We start from the raw sequence: 15,137 nt of genomic DNA on the forward strand, positions 1-15,137 counted from the left end.
CCAGGTTCAGGCGCGCCAGGCATGGCGGTTGACGAAAGGAAGTTGTTCGGCTGAAGCAAAAAGCTCACGCGGCCTAGATAAGGCCGCGCGCACCTTTTTCAAGCATAACAGCCCCACCCTGACCCTGAGCGCCGCGGATCCGGCTCCGCCGGTCCGCCAGCGCCGCCCCTTGAGGGGCGCGGCCATAGGCCGCGTGGGGTGGACTACCTGCAGGGGCGCCCGAAGGGCGTAGGGGGTGGGCTTTCCCCCTCAGCGCGTAGGGGGGGGCCCTAACCGACTGGTAATCGGCACGCCGGCCAGCAGGAACTCCATCTGGTCGGCCAGGATGCGGCGATTGCGCAGGATCATGCCCTCCCAGCGGTTGGGCCGGTACGGCAGGTAGAGCAGCGGCATGCCGGCCTGCTCGGGGGTGCGGTTGCCCTTGCGCTGGTTGCACGAGCGGCAGGCCGTGACCACGTTCTCCCAGGTATTGGCGCCGCCGCGCGACTCGGGGCGGACGTGCTCGATGGTCAGTTCGGATTCCGGGAAACAGCCGCCGCAATAGGCGCAGACATGCATGTCGCGCGAGAACAGGCGCTCGCGGCTGATGCTGATGGAGGCGGAGCGATCGCCGCGGAACTCGCGGCCGCGCACCGCGATGATGCTGGCGGTGCTGGCGGTGGACACGAGCCCGGTCAGGCGGTTCGTCCCCCCGCGATAGGTGACGGTGGTATCCCCCAGTTCCCACGCCACCCTTCCCGCCACGTGCAGGCAGATGGCTTTTTCGATGTCGACCCAATGCACCGGCGTGCCGGCGACATCGAGCGCGAGAACCAGATGAGCCACAGTTTTCTCCTGTGTGGATTGCCTATCGCTATCTTTTACTGGTTTTTTATACAGCGCATCAATGACCAAATCAAGACAAATGCCGATTCCGCACAACATCCACCCCGCCGACACCGCGTAAGAACACGGCACTTCGCACCGAGACAAACAATGCAGACCCAGGATGCGGCGGATCTGGCTCCGCCAGTCCGCCCGCATCGCCCCCTGGGGGGCGCGCGTCAGCGCGTAGGGGGGGTTCAATCCCCCGGCGCGCGGATCAGCCAGCGCCCGTCGCGCCAGACACGGCTCTCGCCGTGGTGCATCACGAAAAACTCGTCGGACGCCACGCCCGCGTAGCGGCGCGCCCGCGCCAGGTCCCGGGGCGGCTGGTCCAGCGCCTCGTCGGCGAGCTCGAACGTGCCCCAGTGGATGGCGACGGAGGCCTTGGCGCGCAGTTCCCGGTGCGCCTGCACGGCCTCGGTGGGATTCATGTGGTGGCCGCGCATGAACCAGCGCGGCGCATAGGCGCCTATCGGCAGCGCGGCCAGGTCGAAGGGGCCCATGCGCTCGCCTATGGTGGCGATGTCCCTGGAATAGCCGAAGTCGCCGCCGAACAGGAAGTTGAAAGCGGGTTCGCGGGTCTGGACCGCCCACGCCCCCCATAGCGAGACATTCCGGTCGAACGGCGTGCGGGCGCTCCAGTGCTGGACGGGCAACAGCGTCAGGATGGCATCGCCGACCACCGTCTGGCCCCACCAGTCCAGCGGACGCAGATCGGTGGCCTCGGGCACGTACTGGCGAAACCACACGTCCACGCCCAGGGGCACCATGAAGACAGGCGGACCGCCGGGCTGGGCCGCCAGCGCCTTGACCGAGGCGAGATCCAGGTGATCGTAGTGATTGTGCGAGATCACCACGGCATCGATATGCGGCAGGTCGGCCGGCGCGATGCCCGGCGGCTGATGGCGCCTGGGTCCGATGAGCTCGAAAGGCGACGCGCGCTCGGAAAACACCGGATCGGTCAACAGATTGAAGCGGCCCAGTTGCACCAGCAGGGTGGAATGCCCCACCCAGCTCACCCGCACGTCGGGCGAGGACTCCTTCAGCCACGCGGTGTCCGCCACGACCGGCACCAGGGACTCCGTCGGAGGCGGGGGCAGGCCCTGCGCCCAGCGGTCGAACTGCCAGCGCCAGAAATCGAGCGTGCCCGGATGGGCATACGAGTACAGGTTGCGGAACCCGTGCGGGGTATGGTGCGGCTGGGCGGGGTCATAGTACGGATTGACGGGGGAACACCCCGCCACCGCGCAAGCCGCCAGGACCGCCGCCACCCCCCGGGCCATCATGTTGCTACAACACCGGGGACAGCACGGGCTGCTTGGGCTTGGCATCCAGCAGCCGGCCCTTGCGTGCCCGCTTGCCGACGTAGGCCGCCAGCCCGCCGGCGGACAGGATCTCTTCGTGCGGCTTGTTGCGGTAGATGCCCGTGATCCGCAACCCCGCCGGCCCGACCGGCACGACCTGGGCCAGGCTGTCCTTGGGATCGATGTCCATCAGCGCCGTGCCACGGCCGCCCGACGACAACGCCTTGACCTCGGCCAGGCCGAACACCAGGAAGCGGCCCTTGTCAGTCAGCAGCGCGAGCGAGTCGGCGCCGTCGAACACCGGCACGGGGCGCAGCGGGCCGTCGCCCTCGTCCAGGGTCATGAATTGCTTGCCGCCGCGCTGGCGCGTGGCCATGTCGCCCAGGCGGGTGACGAAGCCGACGCCGCGTCCGGTCGCCAGCAGCCAGCGGCTCTCGGGCGCCGCCGCGATCATGTGCAGGATGCGGGCCCCGGCCTCCAGGTCGATCAGCGTGGTCACCGGCACGCCGTCGCCGCGCGCCGACGGCAGCGCGCTGACGGCCACCGAATAGACGCGGCCGTTGCTGCCCAGCGCGATCAGCGTATCGGTGGTCCGGCATTCGAACGCGCCGTAAAGCGCATCGCCCGCCTTGAAGGTAAACAGGCTGGCGTCATGGCCGTGGCCCTGGCGGGCCCGCAGCCAGCCTTTCTGCGACACGATGACAGTAACGGGCTCGTCGATGACCTTGGCTTCGATGGTGGCGCGCTCGGCCGCTTCGATCAGCGTGCGGCGGTCGTCGCCGTACTGCTTGGCGTCGGCTTCGATTTCCTTGATGATCATGCGCTTGAGCGAAGCCGGATTGGCCAGCAGTTCTTCGAGCTTGCCCTGTTCTTCCTTCAGGTCCTTCAGCTCCTGCTCGATCTTGAAGCCTTCCAGGCGGGCCAATTGCCGCAGGCGCATTTCCAGGATGTCCTCGGCCTGGCGCTCGGACAGCTTGAAGGCCTGCATGAGCGCGGGCTTGGGCTCGTCCGATTCGCGGATGACCTTGATCACGGCATCCACGTTCAGGTAGACCACCATGCGCCCTTCCAGCACATGGATGCGGTCCAGCACCTTGTCCAGGCGATGGCGCGAGCGGCGCGTGACGGTCTGGGTGCGGAAGGCCAGCCACTCGTCCAGGATCTCGCGCATGGACTTCTGGCGCGGCCGTCCGTCGTTGCCCACCGCCACCAGGTTGATGGGCGCGCTGCTTTCCATGGACGTGTGGGCCAGCAGCGTGTTGACGAATTCGTCGCGGTCCACCCGCGAGGTCTTGGGCTCGAACACCAGCCGCACCGCGGCGTCCTTGCCGGACTCGTCGCGCACCGCGTCGAGCAGGCTCAGCAAGGCCGCCTTGGTCTGCTGCTGGTCGTTGGACAGGCTCTTCTTGCCCGCCTTCACCTTGGGGTTGGTGAGTTCCTCGATCTCTTCCAGCACTTTCTGGCCGGAGGTGGACGGCGGCAGCTCGGTGACCACCAGTTGCCACTGGCCCCGGGCCATTTCCTCGAATTTCCAGCGCGCGCGCACCTTGATCGAGCCGCGGCCCGTGCCGAGGATCTGGGCGATCTCGGGCCGTGGCGTGATGATCTGGCCACCGCCGGGATAATCGGGGCCGGGCAGCAGGCCGTAGAGTTCGTCGTCGGCGATCCTGGGATTCTTCAGCAGCGCCACCGCGGCCTGCGCGACTTCGCGCAGGTTGTGCGGCGGGATCTCGGTGGCCATGCCCACCGCGATGCCCGAGGCGCCGTTCAGGAGCACCACGGGCAGGCGCGCCGGCAACTGCCTGGGTTCCTGGTACGACCCGTCGTAGTTGGGAACGAAATCGACCGTGCCTTCGTCCAGTTCGTCCAGCAGCAGCCGGGCGATGGGCGTGAGCCGCGCCTCGGTGTAGCGCATCGCCGCGGCGCCGTCGCCATCGCGCGAACCGAAGTTGCCCTGTCCGTCGATGAGCGGATAGCGCAGCGAGAACGATTGCGCCATGCGCACCAGCGCGTCATAGGCGGCCTGGTCGCCATGGGGGTGGTACTTGCCCAGCACGTCGCCCACCACGCGGGCCGACTTCACCGGCTTGGCGTTGGCGCCCAGCCCCATGGCCTGCATCGCGTACAGGATGCGCCGCTGCACCGGTTTCTGGCCGTCGCTGACGTCGGGCAGCGCCCGACCCTTGACCACCGATACCGCGTAATCCAGATAAGCCTGTTCCGCATAGCGCGCCAGCGTGATCGCGGCATCGCCGCCCGGCATCTCGAACAAGCCGGGTTGTTGTTCGTCCGTCATCAAATATCCACCTCGGCGAGGTCGCCTTTCTCTTCCAGCCACGAGCGCCGCTGCGCGGCCTCACCCTTGCCCATCAGCATGTCGAACATGCGCGTGGTCTCGTCCGCGCCAAGCTCGCCGTAGGTGATCGGCAACAGGCGCCGGGTGTCGGGGTTCATCGTGGTTTCCCAAAGCTGCTCGGGGCTCATTTCGCCCAGGCCCTTGAAGCGGCTGATGCTCCAGGATCCTTCGCGCACGCCTTCCTTGCGCAGCTTGTCCTCGACCGCGGTCAGTTCGCCCTGGTCCAGGCAATAGAGCTTGCGCGGCGGCCGCTTGCCCAGCGCCGGCACGTCCACGCGGAACAGCGGCGGCCGCGCCACGTACACGTGCCCGGCCTCGACCAGCTTGGGGAAGTGCCGCAGGAACAGCGTCAGGAGCAGCACCTGGATGTGCGAACCGTCCACGTCCGCGTCGGACAGGATGCAGACGCGTCCATAGCGCAGGCCCGACAGGTCGGGATCGTCGCTGGCCCCGTGGGGATCGACGCCGATCGCCACCGCGATATCGTGGATCTCGTTGTTGGCGAACAGGCGGTCGCGCTCGACCTCCCAGGCGTTGAGCACCTTGCCGCGCAAGGGCAGGATGGCCTGGAATTCCTTGTCGCGCCCCATCTTGGCCGACCCGCCGGCCGAGTCGCCCTCGACCAGGAAGACCTCGGTGCGGGTGGCATCGCTGCTTTCGCAATCGGTCAGCTTGCCGGGCAGCACCGCCACGCCGGAGCTCTTGCGCTTCTCGACCTTCTGCGTGGCCCGCACGCGCGACTGCGCCTGGCGGATGACCAGTTCGGCCAGCTTCTTGCCGTACTCGACGTGGGAGTTCAGCCACAGCTCGAGCGCGGGCTTCGAGAAGCCGCCCACCAGGCGCACCGCGTCGCGGCTGTTCAGGCGCTCCTTGATCTGGCCCTGGAACTGCGGATCGAGCACCTTGGCCGACAGCACGAAGCTGGCGCGCGCGAACACGTCCTCGGGCAACAGCTTGACACCCTTGGGGCTGAGGTTGTGCAGTTCGACGAAGCCCTTGACGGCGTTGAACAGGCCGTCGCGCAGCCCGGCCTCGTGCGTGCCGCCGGCCGGCGTCGGGATCAGGTTGACGTAGGACTCGCGCACGACGTTGCCGTCCTCGGTCCAGGCCACCACCCATTGCGCGCCCTCGCCCTCGGCGAAGTTCTCGTTGTCGCTGCCGGCGTACTGCTCGCCCTCGAACAGGGGGATGAGCAGTTCGGCGCCGGCCAGCGCCTCGGTCAGGTAGCCGCGCAGGCCCTGCTCGTACAGCCAGGTCTGGGTCTCGCCGGTCTTCTCGACCCGCAGCGTGACCTTCACGCCAGGCAGCAGCACGGCCTTGCTGCGCAGGAGGCGCGACAGCTCGCCCATGGGGATCGCGCCGCTGTCGAAATACTTGGGATCCGGCCAGCAGCGCACGCGCGTGCCGCTTTTCTTGCGCGCGAGGTCGGACACCTGCGCGAGCTCCTCGACCACGTCGCCGTGCTGGAACACCAGCCGGTGGGCCGCGCCGTCGCGCCAGACCGTGACCTCCATCCGCGACGACAGCGCGTTGGTGACCGAGACGCCGACGCCGTGCAGGCCGCCGGAGAACGAATAGGCGCCGCCGCCCTGCTTGTCGAACTTGCCGCCCGCGTGCAGGCGGGTGAAGACCAGTTCGACGACCGGCGCGTTTTCCTCGGGATGCATGCCGACGGGAATGCCGCGGCCCTCGTCCTCGACGGTCACGCTGCCGTCGGTATGCAGGGTGACCTGCAGATGTTTGCCGTAGCCGGCCAGCGCCTCGTCGGCGCCATTGTCGATCACTTCCTGCACCACGTGCAGGGGGTTTTCGGTTCGGGTGTACATGCCCGGGCGCTGCTTGACGGGCTCCAGCCCCTTCAGCACCCGGATGGAAGCTTCGTTGTAGCGAGTGGCCAAGTTATCCCCAGCGACTGTGGAAAATGAAGGATATTTTACGGATGGAGGGCCTAACCATGCGGGTCGGACTGGCACGCCCATTTTTTGGGCACCCCTCCCTTTCCCGGCCGGCGGCGTTCAAAAGCCGCACAGGGCCATGAGCCCGTCCCATCCGACGACGAGTTGCGGGCGCAAATAGCCCAGGAAGGCTACCGCAAGCACGGCGCCAAGCAAAGCGCAGGCAAGGACTTTCCGCCAGACGCGCCCGCGCCTCCCGGGTTGTGCCTGCCGGCTGTGATCGGCCATGGATTTGCCTCCTGTTCCCGGCGGGACTCATGCCGGCACCAATGCGCGCTCGCGCACGGGCATGCACAGCGCCGCGGCGATCAGGCCCAGCGCGACCGACATCCACCAGACCACATCGTAGCTGCCGGTGGCGACATACAGCTTGCCGCCCAGCCAGACCCCGACGAAGCTGCCGATCTGGTGGCCGAAAAAGACGATGCCCGTGAGGGTAGAGGCATAACGCATGCCGTAGATATGTCCCACCAACGCGGTGGTCAGCGGCACCGTTCCCAGCCAGACCAGTCCGATCAGGGCCGAGAAGGCGTACAGCACCGCCGGCGTCAGCGGCAACAGGATCAGCAGCATGATCGCCGCCGAGCGCGTCGCGTACAGCAGCGCCAGCAGGTGCTTCTTGCTGTGGCGGCCGCCCATGCGGCCGGCCCAGTACGAGCCGAACACGTTGAACAGGCCGATGAGCGCGATGGCCAGCGCGCCGTCCGAGGCTTTCAGGCCGCCGTCCACCACGAAGGCGGGCAGGTGCAGCGTGATGAAGGCCGTGTGGAAGCCGCAGACCGCGTAGCTCCAGAACAGGTAATGATAGGAGCCGTGCCCCATGGCCTGGCGCACCGCCGCGCCCAGCGACTGGGCGCCCGCGACCTGCGCCGGCTTGCCCGTCAGGCGCGTGGCCAGCGGCAGCGCCAGCAGCATCAGCGCGGACAACACCCACAGCGCGCCGGTCCAATCGACATGGTCGATCAGCAACTGCCCGGCGGGAACGACCACGAACTGGCCCATGGAGCCGCCCGCGCTGGCGATGCCCATCGCCGTGCTCCGGCCCGCCGGCGGCACGGCGCGCGCCACCACCGGCAACAGCACGGCGAACGTCGTGCCGGCCTGCCCCAGTCCGACCAGCACGCCGGCGCACAGGTACAGCATGGCCTCGGACCCGGCGTAGCGCGTGCCCACCAGGCCCAGGGCGCACAGCAGCGCCGAGATGACGATGGTCCGGCCCGACCCCCATTTGTCGGCCACCGATCCCATCAGGATGGCCGACACGCCCCACACCAGGTTCTGGATGGCGAAGGCGAGCGAGAACACGTCGCGTCCCCAGCCGTGGACCAGTCCCATGGGCTGCATGAACAGGCCGAAGGTCGCCCGCACGCCCATGGCGAACAGCAGCACGAGCGACGCGCAGACGACGATGTTTCCTGGGCGGGACGACGGGATCGATGAAGAAAGAGGCTGCGACGGCATGAAGGAATGGATCGTGGAAAACCGTGGCGCCGGTGCGTGCGCGACCGGCCACGGCCTGCGCATTGTAGTCGCACCGCCCCCGCTACGCCGGATCGCGGCCCGGCGCCTGGTCCAGCAGGCGTTCGACGATGGCCAGGATCTGCTCCGCGGCATCGCCGATGTGGCGCTCCAGCACCGCCTGCGCCTGGTCGGCCTGCCGGCCGCGGCACAGCGAGATCAGGGCCATGTGCTCCTGGTGCGCCTGCTGCCGGATCGGGGCGTTGACCACCTGGAAGCGGAAATAGCGTTCGGACTTCTCGTGCAGGCCGCGCACGATGGCCAGCGCGGCGGGCCGCTGGGCCGCGCGGTACAGTCCTTCGTGCAGTTGCCAGTTCAGCTGGCCCCACTGCTCGGGTCCCGCGGTATCCATGCGCGCCACGCATTGCTCGGCCAGCGCCAGTTCCTCTTCCGAGATCTGCGTGGCCGCCTCGTGGATCAGCCAGGGCTCCAGGCGCAGGCGGATGTCGAACAACTCTTCGACCTCGGCGCGCGACAGCATGGAAACGAAAGCCCCGCGGTGAGGAATGGCGTCCACCAGCCCTTCGGCGCTGAGCTGCCGGATGGCCTCGCGGACCGGAATCCGGCTGACGCCCAGTTCCTCGGCCAGGAGTTCCTGGCGCAGCGGCGACCCGGGGGGGATCGCTCCCGACAGGATGCGGTCGCGGAGCGCCTCGGCCACCAGTTCGGACGTGGTCCGGCGCACCAGCCGGTTGGTGGCGGACGGTTTGGCAGCCGGAAGGGAAGACGGGGGAATGTCGTTTCTGGGCATGGCGGAAAGGGAAATGACGGGGTCCAGGTAAACCCGGACAGACGCGCGGCGGGCTTGGGTTTTAATATAAGTATATTGGATCCACTATCCAACAGCTACCGACCGATCAGGTCGGGCTGGTGACGGCCCCCGTGGCCGTTTTTCATGGACCTTCAAATTGGATCCAATATAAAGTAGTCAATATCCGAATTGAAGATTCCAAGGAGCACCCGCATGACGATCCGATGGCAAGGCGTGTTTCCCGCCGTCACGACCAAGTTCAAACCCGACTGCTCGCTGGATGCCGAGGCGATCCGCGCCGGCCTGGAACGCCTGATCGCCCGTGGCGTGGACGGCGTCCTGATGATGGGCATGGTGGGCGAGAACGCCCAGTTGTCGCCCCAGGAAAAGCAGCAGGTGCTGCGCCTCGCGCTGGACACCGTGAAGGGCCGCGTGCCGGTGCTGTCCGGCGTGGCCGAGACCAGCACCGAGCGGGCCGCGGCCTTCGCCCGCGACGCGCAGGCGCTGGGCGTGGACGGCCTGATGGTGTTCCCGGGGCTGACCTACAAGTCGGACGCCGACGAGACCGTGGCCTTCTACCGCGCGGTGGCGCAGGCCTCGCCGCTGCCCATCCTGCTCTACAACAATCCCCGCGGCTACGGCGTGGACCTCGTGCCCGATGTCGTGGCCCGCCTGCTGGAAGAGCCGACCATCGTCGCGCTCAAGGAAGAGTCCTACGACACCACGCGCGTCACCGATCTCATCACCCGCTTCGGCGACCGCCTGGCCGTGGTGTGCGGCGTGGACGACCTGGTGGTCGAGAGCGCCGCGCTGGGCGTCCGGTGCTGGGTGTCGGGCATGGCCAACGCGGTGCCGCGCGAATCGGTGGACCTGCTCGCGCTGGCCGCCGCGGGGGATTTCGACAAGGCACGCGAGCTGTATCGCGTGCTGACGCCGCTCTATCACCTGGATACCGTGGCCAAGCTGGTGCAGCACATCAAGCTGGCCGAGCACCTGATCGGCGGCAGCGCGGAAACCGTCAAGCCCCCTCGGCTCCCGTTGTCGGGCGCCGAGCGGGAGCGCACCATCGCCATCGTCCGCGAGACCCAGGCCGGCCTGCGCCGGCTGGGATACGACTACTGATCCCCCCGCCCCCTCGGCGCCAGGCGCCACCCGGGGGCTTTCCCACAGCAGAAGGACCGCACCATGAACCTCGCCCGCCTGCTTTGCGCTTCACTCGCCAGCCTGTCCGCGCTGGCTTCGTCCTGGGCCGCCGGCTACCCGGCCAAGCCCGTGGAACTCGTCGTCGCCTACCAGCCCGGCGGCGGCAGCGACAACACCGCCCGCGCCATCGCCGACGCGGTGCGCCCCATCTTTCCGCAGACCGTCTACGTGGTCAACAAACCCGGCGCCAGCGGCTCGATCGGCTGGTCCTACGTGGCCACCGGCCCGGCCGACGGCTACCGGCTGGTCCTGATGACGCCGGAGATGCTGGTCGTGCCGCTGATGGGCATAGGCAAGACCACCGTGGATGAATTCCAGCCCATCGCCCGCTTCACCGACGATCCGTCGTCGATCACGGTCCGCGCTGACGCGCCGTGGCAGACCATCCAGGAATTCCTGGCCCATGCCAAGGCCAATCCGGACCGCGTCGCGATCTCGAACGCCGGCAACGGCACGGTGCCGCACATGGCGGCCGCGGCGCTGGGCGAATCGGCGGGCATCGCGTTCACGCACGTCCCCTACCAGGGATCGGCACCGGCCATCATGGGGTTGCTGGCGGGCGACGTGCAGGCCACCACCGTGGCCTACGCGGAACTGCGCCAGCATGTGGAAGCCGGCAAGCTGCGCACGCTGGCGGTGATGTCGGACAAGCGGATCGAGACGCTGGGCCAGGTCCCGACCTTCAAGGAACTGGGCCATGACCTGCTGTTCAGCGTTTGGCGCGGCGTGGGGGTCCCCAAGGGCACCCCCGCCGAGGCGGTGGAGAAATGGCGCACGGCGGCCCGGACCCTGTCGCAGTCGACCGAGTTCCAGACCACCATGCGCAAGCAGAACCTGACGCCGGCCTACGCCGACCTGTCCGAGTTCTCGTCCGACGTGGCCCGGCAGGGGCAGGCATTCAAGACCTTGGTGCCCAAGCTCAATCTCAAGCAGTAGCACGAGGCCGGCGGAGCGATATCCCCGCGCCGCCGGCCGCGGCCATCAGTCGATGATGATGTTGGCCTTCTGGATGACCGGCCGCCAGAGCTGGATCTGGTCCTTGATGTACTGGGCGAATTCCTCGGGCGTGTTGGACATCGGCTCCAGGCCTTCCTTGCGGAACTGCTCCAGGGTCTCCGGATTCTTCAGCGCGGCCACGATTTCCTTGTTCAGGCGATCCACGATGGGCTTGGGCGTGCCGGCGATGGTCAGGAGGCCATACCACTGGCTGGCCTCGAAGCCTTCGAGGCCCTTGGTCTCGCTGATGGTCGGCACGTCGGGCAACTGCGGCAGGCGCTTGGCGGTCGCCACGGCGATGGGACGCAGGCGGCCGGCCTGGAAGAACGGCGAGAGCGGCGGATAGCCGGTCAGCACCATCGAGGTCACGCCGCCGACCAGGTCGTTCAGCGCGGGCGCCGTGCCCTTGTAGGGCACGTGCTGGACCTGGATGTTGGCCCTGAGCTTGAAGTATTCGGTCGCGAGGTGCGCCGCGCTGCCGTTGCCGCCCGAGGCATAGTCATAGCCATTGGGCTTGGCGCGCACGGCCTTGATCAACTCGTCCACCGTGCGCACGTCCAGCTTGGCCGGATTGACCGCCAGCACGTTGGGCACGCCGGCCACCAGCGAGATCGGGGCGAAATCCTTGACCGGATCGTAGGGCAGGCGGCGGTACAACGTGGCGTTGGCGCCGAAGGTCCCGATGGCGCCCATGATCAGGGTGTAGCCGTCGGCCGGCTGCGACTTCGCGTATTGCGTGCCCACGATGCCGCCCGCGCCGGGCTTGTTCTCGACGACGATGGGCTGGCCGAGCGCCGCGCCCAGCTGCTTGCTCATGACGCGCGCGATGATGTCGGTGCTGCCGCCCGGGGTGAAGGGAACCACCAGGGTGATGGGCCGGGACGGGTAGTTGTCGGCCGCGTGCAGCGGGGCCGCGAAAGCGGCGCAGACGATGGCCGAGGTAATGACTTGCTTGAACATGGCGATGGGTCTCCTGTGTGTATTGATATAGATGAGCGGCGGACCCCCAAGCCCGCCGCCCCGCGGCTCAGGGACGGGCTCCCCGGGCCTCGATGCGCCGCTGGCGCGCGATCAGCCTTCGGGCCCGTTCGATGACCGGGATATCGATCATCCTGCCGTCCAGCTGGAACGACGCGCGGCCTTCGGCCTGCGCCTGCTCCGCCGCCTCGATGACGCGCATGGCATGCGCCACGTCGCCAGGCCGCGGCCCGTACTCCTCGTTGACGATGGCGACCTGCCCCGGATGCACGCAGCTCGCGCCGTCGAAACCGAATTGCCTCGATCGCGCGACCATGGTCCGGAACCGGTCCCAATCGGAAAAATCGGCCACGGTGCCGATGTAGCCCAGCGGCATGACGCCGGCGGCGCGCGCCGCCAGGATCATGCGCTGCTTGGGCATCAGCAGCGCCTCGTCGGTGGGCTCGAAACCGCCGTTCAGGGCGAAATCCTCGCCACCTATGTTGATGGCCGCCACGCGCGGCGACGCGCGGGCGATGTCGGTCATCTGCTCGAACGCCTCCGGCGTCTCGATCATGACCAGGAAGCGCGTGCGCCCCATGGCCAGGCCGCGGTCCGCCTCCAGTTCGGTCACCAGTTCGTCCAGTAGCCGCACGTGCGACGGACCGTCCACCTTGGTGATGGCGATGCCGTCCACGTCCGCGCCCACGCTGGCCTCGACGTCCCGCACGCACAGGCCGAGCGGGCGGTTCACCCGCACCAGCACGTCGGCGCCGCCGCGCCGCACCTGCGCGGCGGCGGCCGTGACCGCCTCGCGCGCCGCGGCCTTCTCGGAAACCGGCACGCTGTCCTCGAGGTCCAGCATGATGGCGTCCGCGCCGCGGGTGTGCGCCTTCTCGATGAAGCGCGGCACGTTCGCCGGCACGTAGAGCAACGACCGCCAGACCGGCAGTTCGCGCTGCTTGGCTTGTTCTGCCATGCTCGTCATCGTGCCTCCTCCCGGGCGGCGGCATGATCGACCGTCGCGCCGCTGGCCACCATGGCCTGGATGTCTCCGTCGCCGAGACCGGCGGCGCGCAACAGTTCGACGCTGTGCTCCCCGATATGCGGCGCGGGCCACTTGAGCGCCGGCTCGTAGGTCGAGAAGCGGACCGGGTTGCGCAGGTTGGTGATCGTGCCCTCGGTGGGATGCTCGATCTTCTGGAACAACCCGGTGTCCGCCAGGTGCGGATCGTCCAGCACCGAATCCAGCGTATGCAGCGGCATCGCGGGAATGTCGGCGGCTTCCAGGACCTCCAGCCACTCGGCCGTGGTCCGCGTCGCGAACACCTCGTTGCGGATGCGGAACATCTCGCCGATGTTCTCGAAGCGGGCACGCTTCTCGGCGAAGCGCGGATCGGTCCGCAGCTCGGGCCGGCCCATCGCGTCGAACATCGCGAAGACCTGCGCGTCGGTGTTCGCGGTCACGCACAGATAGCCGTCGGCGGTGCGCACGGGCCGCGAATTGGGGTCGAGCAGGCGCGAGTCGCCGGTGGCGCCAAGCGGCGGGTCGAAGGTCTTCAGGAACATGTGCTCGGCCAGCACGAAGGCGGTCATGCTCTCGAACATGGGCACTTCCACCACCTGGGGACCGCCGTGCCGCAGCCGCTGCACCACCGCCATCAGGATGCTGTTGGCCACCATCACCCCGACGGTGCGGTCGGCGATGACCATGGGCACGAAACGCGGCTGGCCGTCGCCGCCGTTATTGATGGCCGCCAGGCCCGAGGCGCCCTGGATGATGGAGTCGTAGGCCGGCTTGTCGCGATAGCGACCTTCCTGGCCGAAGCCCACCACGCTGCAATAGATCAGGTCGGGCTTGAGCCGGATCAGGTCTTCGGCCGACAGCCCCAGGCGCGCCGCCGCGGGCGGCCGCATGTTGTGCACCACCACGTCGGCCGAGGCGATCAGCTTCTTCAGGGCATCGAGCGCGCCGGGCTTCTTCAGGTCCAGCGCCAGGCTCTTCTTGTTGCGGTTCAGGTGCAGGTATTTCGCGGCCATGCCGGGCGTGGGCGAACGCCCGCCTATCCAGCGCGCCAGATCGCCCGAGGGATGCTCGATCTTGATGACCTCGGCGCCGAAATCCGCCAGGAACTGCGTCGCATACGGCCCCACCACCACCTGCGTCAGGTCGACGATGCGCAGGCCTTCGAGCGGCGCGCGCCCCGCCTGCTGCGAAACGGACGCCATCATGCGCCCTCCTTCGTGGCCGAGCCCTGCAGCGTGGTCTTGCCCGCTTCGGTCACGACACGGAATTCGATCGCGCCGGGCTCCGCGCCCTCGCGGCTCTCGATGCGGAAGGGCACGCCCTCGAACAGCGGCGCCGTATTGCGGGTGGTCAGGCGCGCCAGCCGGACGCCGCCCCAGGCTTCGTGCAGATGCTCGGCGGCGCACAGCGCCCCCAGGCCGCCGTTGACCACCAGGCCGGGATAGCCTTCGACCTGGGTGGCATAGGGCTGGTCGTAGTGGATGCGGTGGCCGTTGAAGCACAGCGCGCTGTAGCGGAAGATCATCACGGCATCGGCCACGATGGTGTCGGACCGGTGCAGGGCCTCGAAAGCGGGCGCGGCGGGCCTGGCCGCGCCGCCGTCCTTGGCCAGCGTGCTGTCGCGATAGACGACGTCCTGCTCCTCGATCACCACCGCGCCGGCGGCGTTGCTGACGACGTGGCGCACGGTCACGAACACCAGCGGTCCCGAGCTGCCCTGCTTGGGCGTGATCGAGGCGATGGTGGACACCCGCTCCAGTTCGTCGCCGATGCGGATGGGCGCGACGAACTGGATGCGCTTGCCGGCGAACATGCGCTTGGGCAGCGGCACGGGCGGCAGGAAATCGCCCAGCGCCGGATGGCCATCGCGGCCCAGCTGGGAGCGCGGCACGACGCGCGGGAAGAGCACGCTGTACCACATCTGCGGGAATTCGGCGCCCCGGGCGAACGCGGCGCCGCGCGAGGACTCGATGGTGGCCGACAGACGTTCGGCCAGTTGGGGGGTGACGGCGTCGGCGTTCGTCTCGCTGCGGCCCACCCAGGCTTGCAACGCGTCGAGTGCCGCGGGCGTGGTGTCGGAGGTCACGATGGTGTCTCGCTGGAGTTCTCTTGTACGAAGCCCATCGTAGACTCGCCCCTTATTTCCGAGAAATGATAAATTGCGGATGTCTATTCCATTTTGGAAACGAACCTCTGGAATACCCCG

At 68.2% G+C, this 15,137-nt stretch carries 12 protein-coding genes; 2 read left to right on the plus strand and 10 right to left on the minus strand.

The genetic code is table 11. The features are described 5' to 3' along the window. Positions 1-249 precede the first annotated feature (249 nt). The 6 genes from AC1Q6E_RS08475 to AC1Q6E_RS08500 all read right to left on the minus strand — a co-directional run bounded on the left by AC1Q6E_RS08475 (position 250) and on the right by AC1Q6E_RS08500 (position 8,748). Positions 250-825, minus strand: coding sequence for an HNH endonuclease (locus AC1Q6E_RS08475; protein ID WP_492572560.1), 576 nt, complete (start codon positions 823-825; stop codon positions 250-252). A 236-nt stretch (positions 826-1,061) separates the two neighbouring features. After that, the gene (locus AC1Q6E_RS08480) at positions 1,062-2,150 is read right to left on the minus strand and encodes an MBL fold metallo-hydrolase (RefSeq protein ID WP_296557732.1); all 1,089 of its coding nucleotides are present in this window, start codon (positions 2,148-2,150) and stop codon (positions 1,062-1,064) included. A 4-nt stretch (positions 2,151-2,154) separates the two neighbouring features. Next, on the minus strand, positions 2,155-4,464 hold the full coding sequence (parC, locus tag AC1Q6E_RS08485) for a DNA topoisomerase IV subunit A (RefSeq protein WP_152795863.1): 2,310 nt from the start codon (positions 4,462-4,464) through the stop codon (positions 2,155-2,157). Beyond that, positions 4,464-6,422 (minus strand): DNA topoisomerase IV subunit B, encoded by a 1,959-nt coding sequence (parE, locus tag AC1Q6E_RS08490; protein ID WP_296557729.1) that lies wholly within the window; start codon positions 6,420-6,422, stop codon positions 4,464-4,466. The genes parC and parE overlap by 1 nt, the downstream gene beginning before the upstream one ends. A 312-nt stretch (positions 6,423-6,734) precedes the next feature. After that, positions 6,735-7,940 (minus strand): MFS transporter, encoded by a 1,206-nt coding sequence (locus AC1Q6E_RS08495; RefSeq protein WP_152795867.1) that lies wholly within the window; start codon positions 7,938-7,940, stop codon positions 6,735-6,737. Positions 7,941-8,022: 82 nt separating this feature from the next. Next, complete coding sequence (locus AC1Q6E_RS08500) at positions 8,023-8,748, minus strand: GntR family transcriptional regulator (RefSeq protein WP_296557724.1); 726 nt, start codon at positions 8,746-8,748, stop codon at positions 8,023-8,025. 213 nt (positions 8,749-8,961) lie between these two features. Between AC1Q6E_RS08500 and AC1Q6E_RS08505 the strand changes: the two genes are divergently transcribed. Further along, entirely contained in the window at positions 8,962-9,870 is a 909-nt protein-coding gene (locus AC1Q6E_RS08505) for a dihydrodipicolinate synthase family protein (RefSeq protein WP_152795871.1), read from the plus strand. Positions 9,871-9,933: 63 nt separating this feature from the next. After that, positions 9,934-10,887: a tripartite tricarboxylate transporter substrate binding protein gene (locus AC1Q6E_RS08510; RefSeq protein WP_296557721.1), complete on the plus strand. Its 954-nt coding sequence runs from the start codon at positions 9,934-9,936 to the stop codon at positions 10,885-10,887. 45 nt (positions 10,888-10,932) lie between these two features. On the opposite strand, the gene AC1Q6E_RS08515 is transcribed toward AC1Q6E_RS08510, so the two are convergent. The 4 genes from AC1Q6E_RS08515 to AC1Q6E_RS08530 all read right to left on the minus strand — a co-directional run bounded on the left by AC1Q6E_RS08515 (position 10,933) and on the right by AC1Q6E_RS08530 (position 15,017). Next, the gene (locus AC1Q6E_RS08515; protein WP_152795875.1) at positions 10,933-11,907 is read right to left on the minus strand and encodes a Bug family tripartite tricarboxylate transporter substrate binding protein; all 975 of its coding nucleotides are present in this window, start codon (positions 11,905-11,907) and stop codon (positions 10,933-10,935) included. 67 nt (positions 11,908-11,974) lie between these two features. Next, the gene (locus tag AC1Q6E_RS08520; protein ID WP_296557718.1) at positions 11,975-12,892 is read right to left on the minus strand and encodes an HpcH/HpaI aldolase/citrate lyase family protein; all 918 of its coding nucleotides are present in this window, start codon (positions 12,890-12,892) and stop codon (positions 11,975-11,977) included. Beyond that, positions 12,889-14,136, minus strand: coding sequence for a CaiB/BaiF CoA transferase family protein (locus tag AC1Q6E_RS08525; protein ID WP_296557716.1), 1,248 nt, complete (start codon positions 14,134-14,136; stop codon positions 12,889-12,891). The genes AC1Q6E_RS08520 and AC1Q6E_RS08525 overlap by 4 nt, the downstream gene beginning before the upstream one ends. Next, a complete protein-coding gene (locus AC1Q6E_RS08530; protein WP_296557714.1) occupies positions 14,133-15,017 on the minus strand; it encodes an HTD2 family dehydratase in 885 nt (294 codons plus the stop codon). The genes AC1Q6E_RS08525 and AC1Q6E_RS08530 overlap by 4 nt, the downstream gene beginning before the upstream one ends. Positions 15,018-15,137 lie beyond the last annotated feature (120 nt).

It is taken from the genome of Pigmentiphaga sp. MLSB6-MA01 (assembly GCF_058793475.1).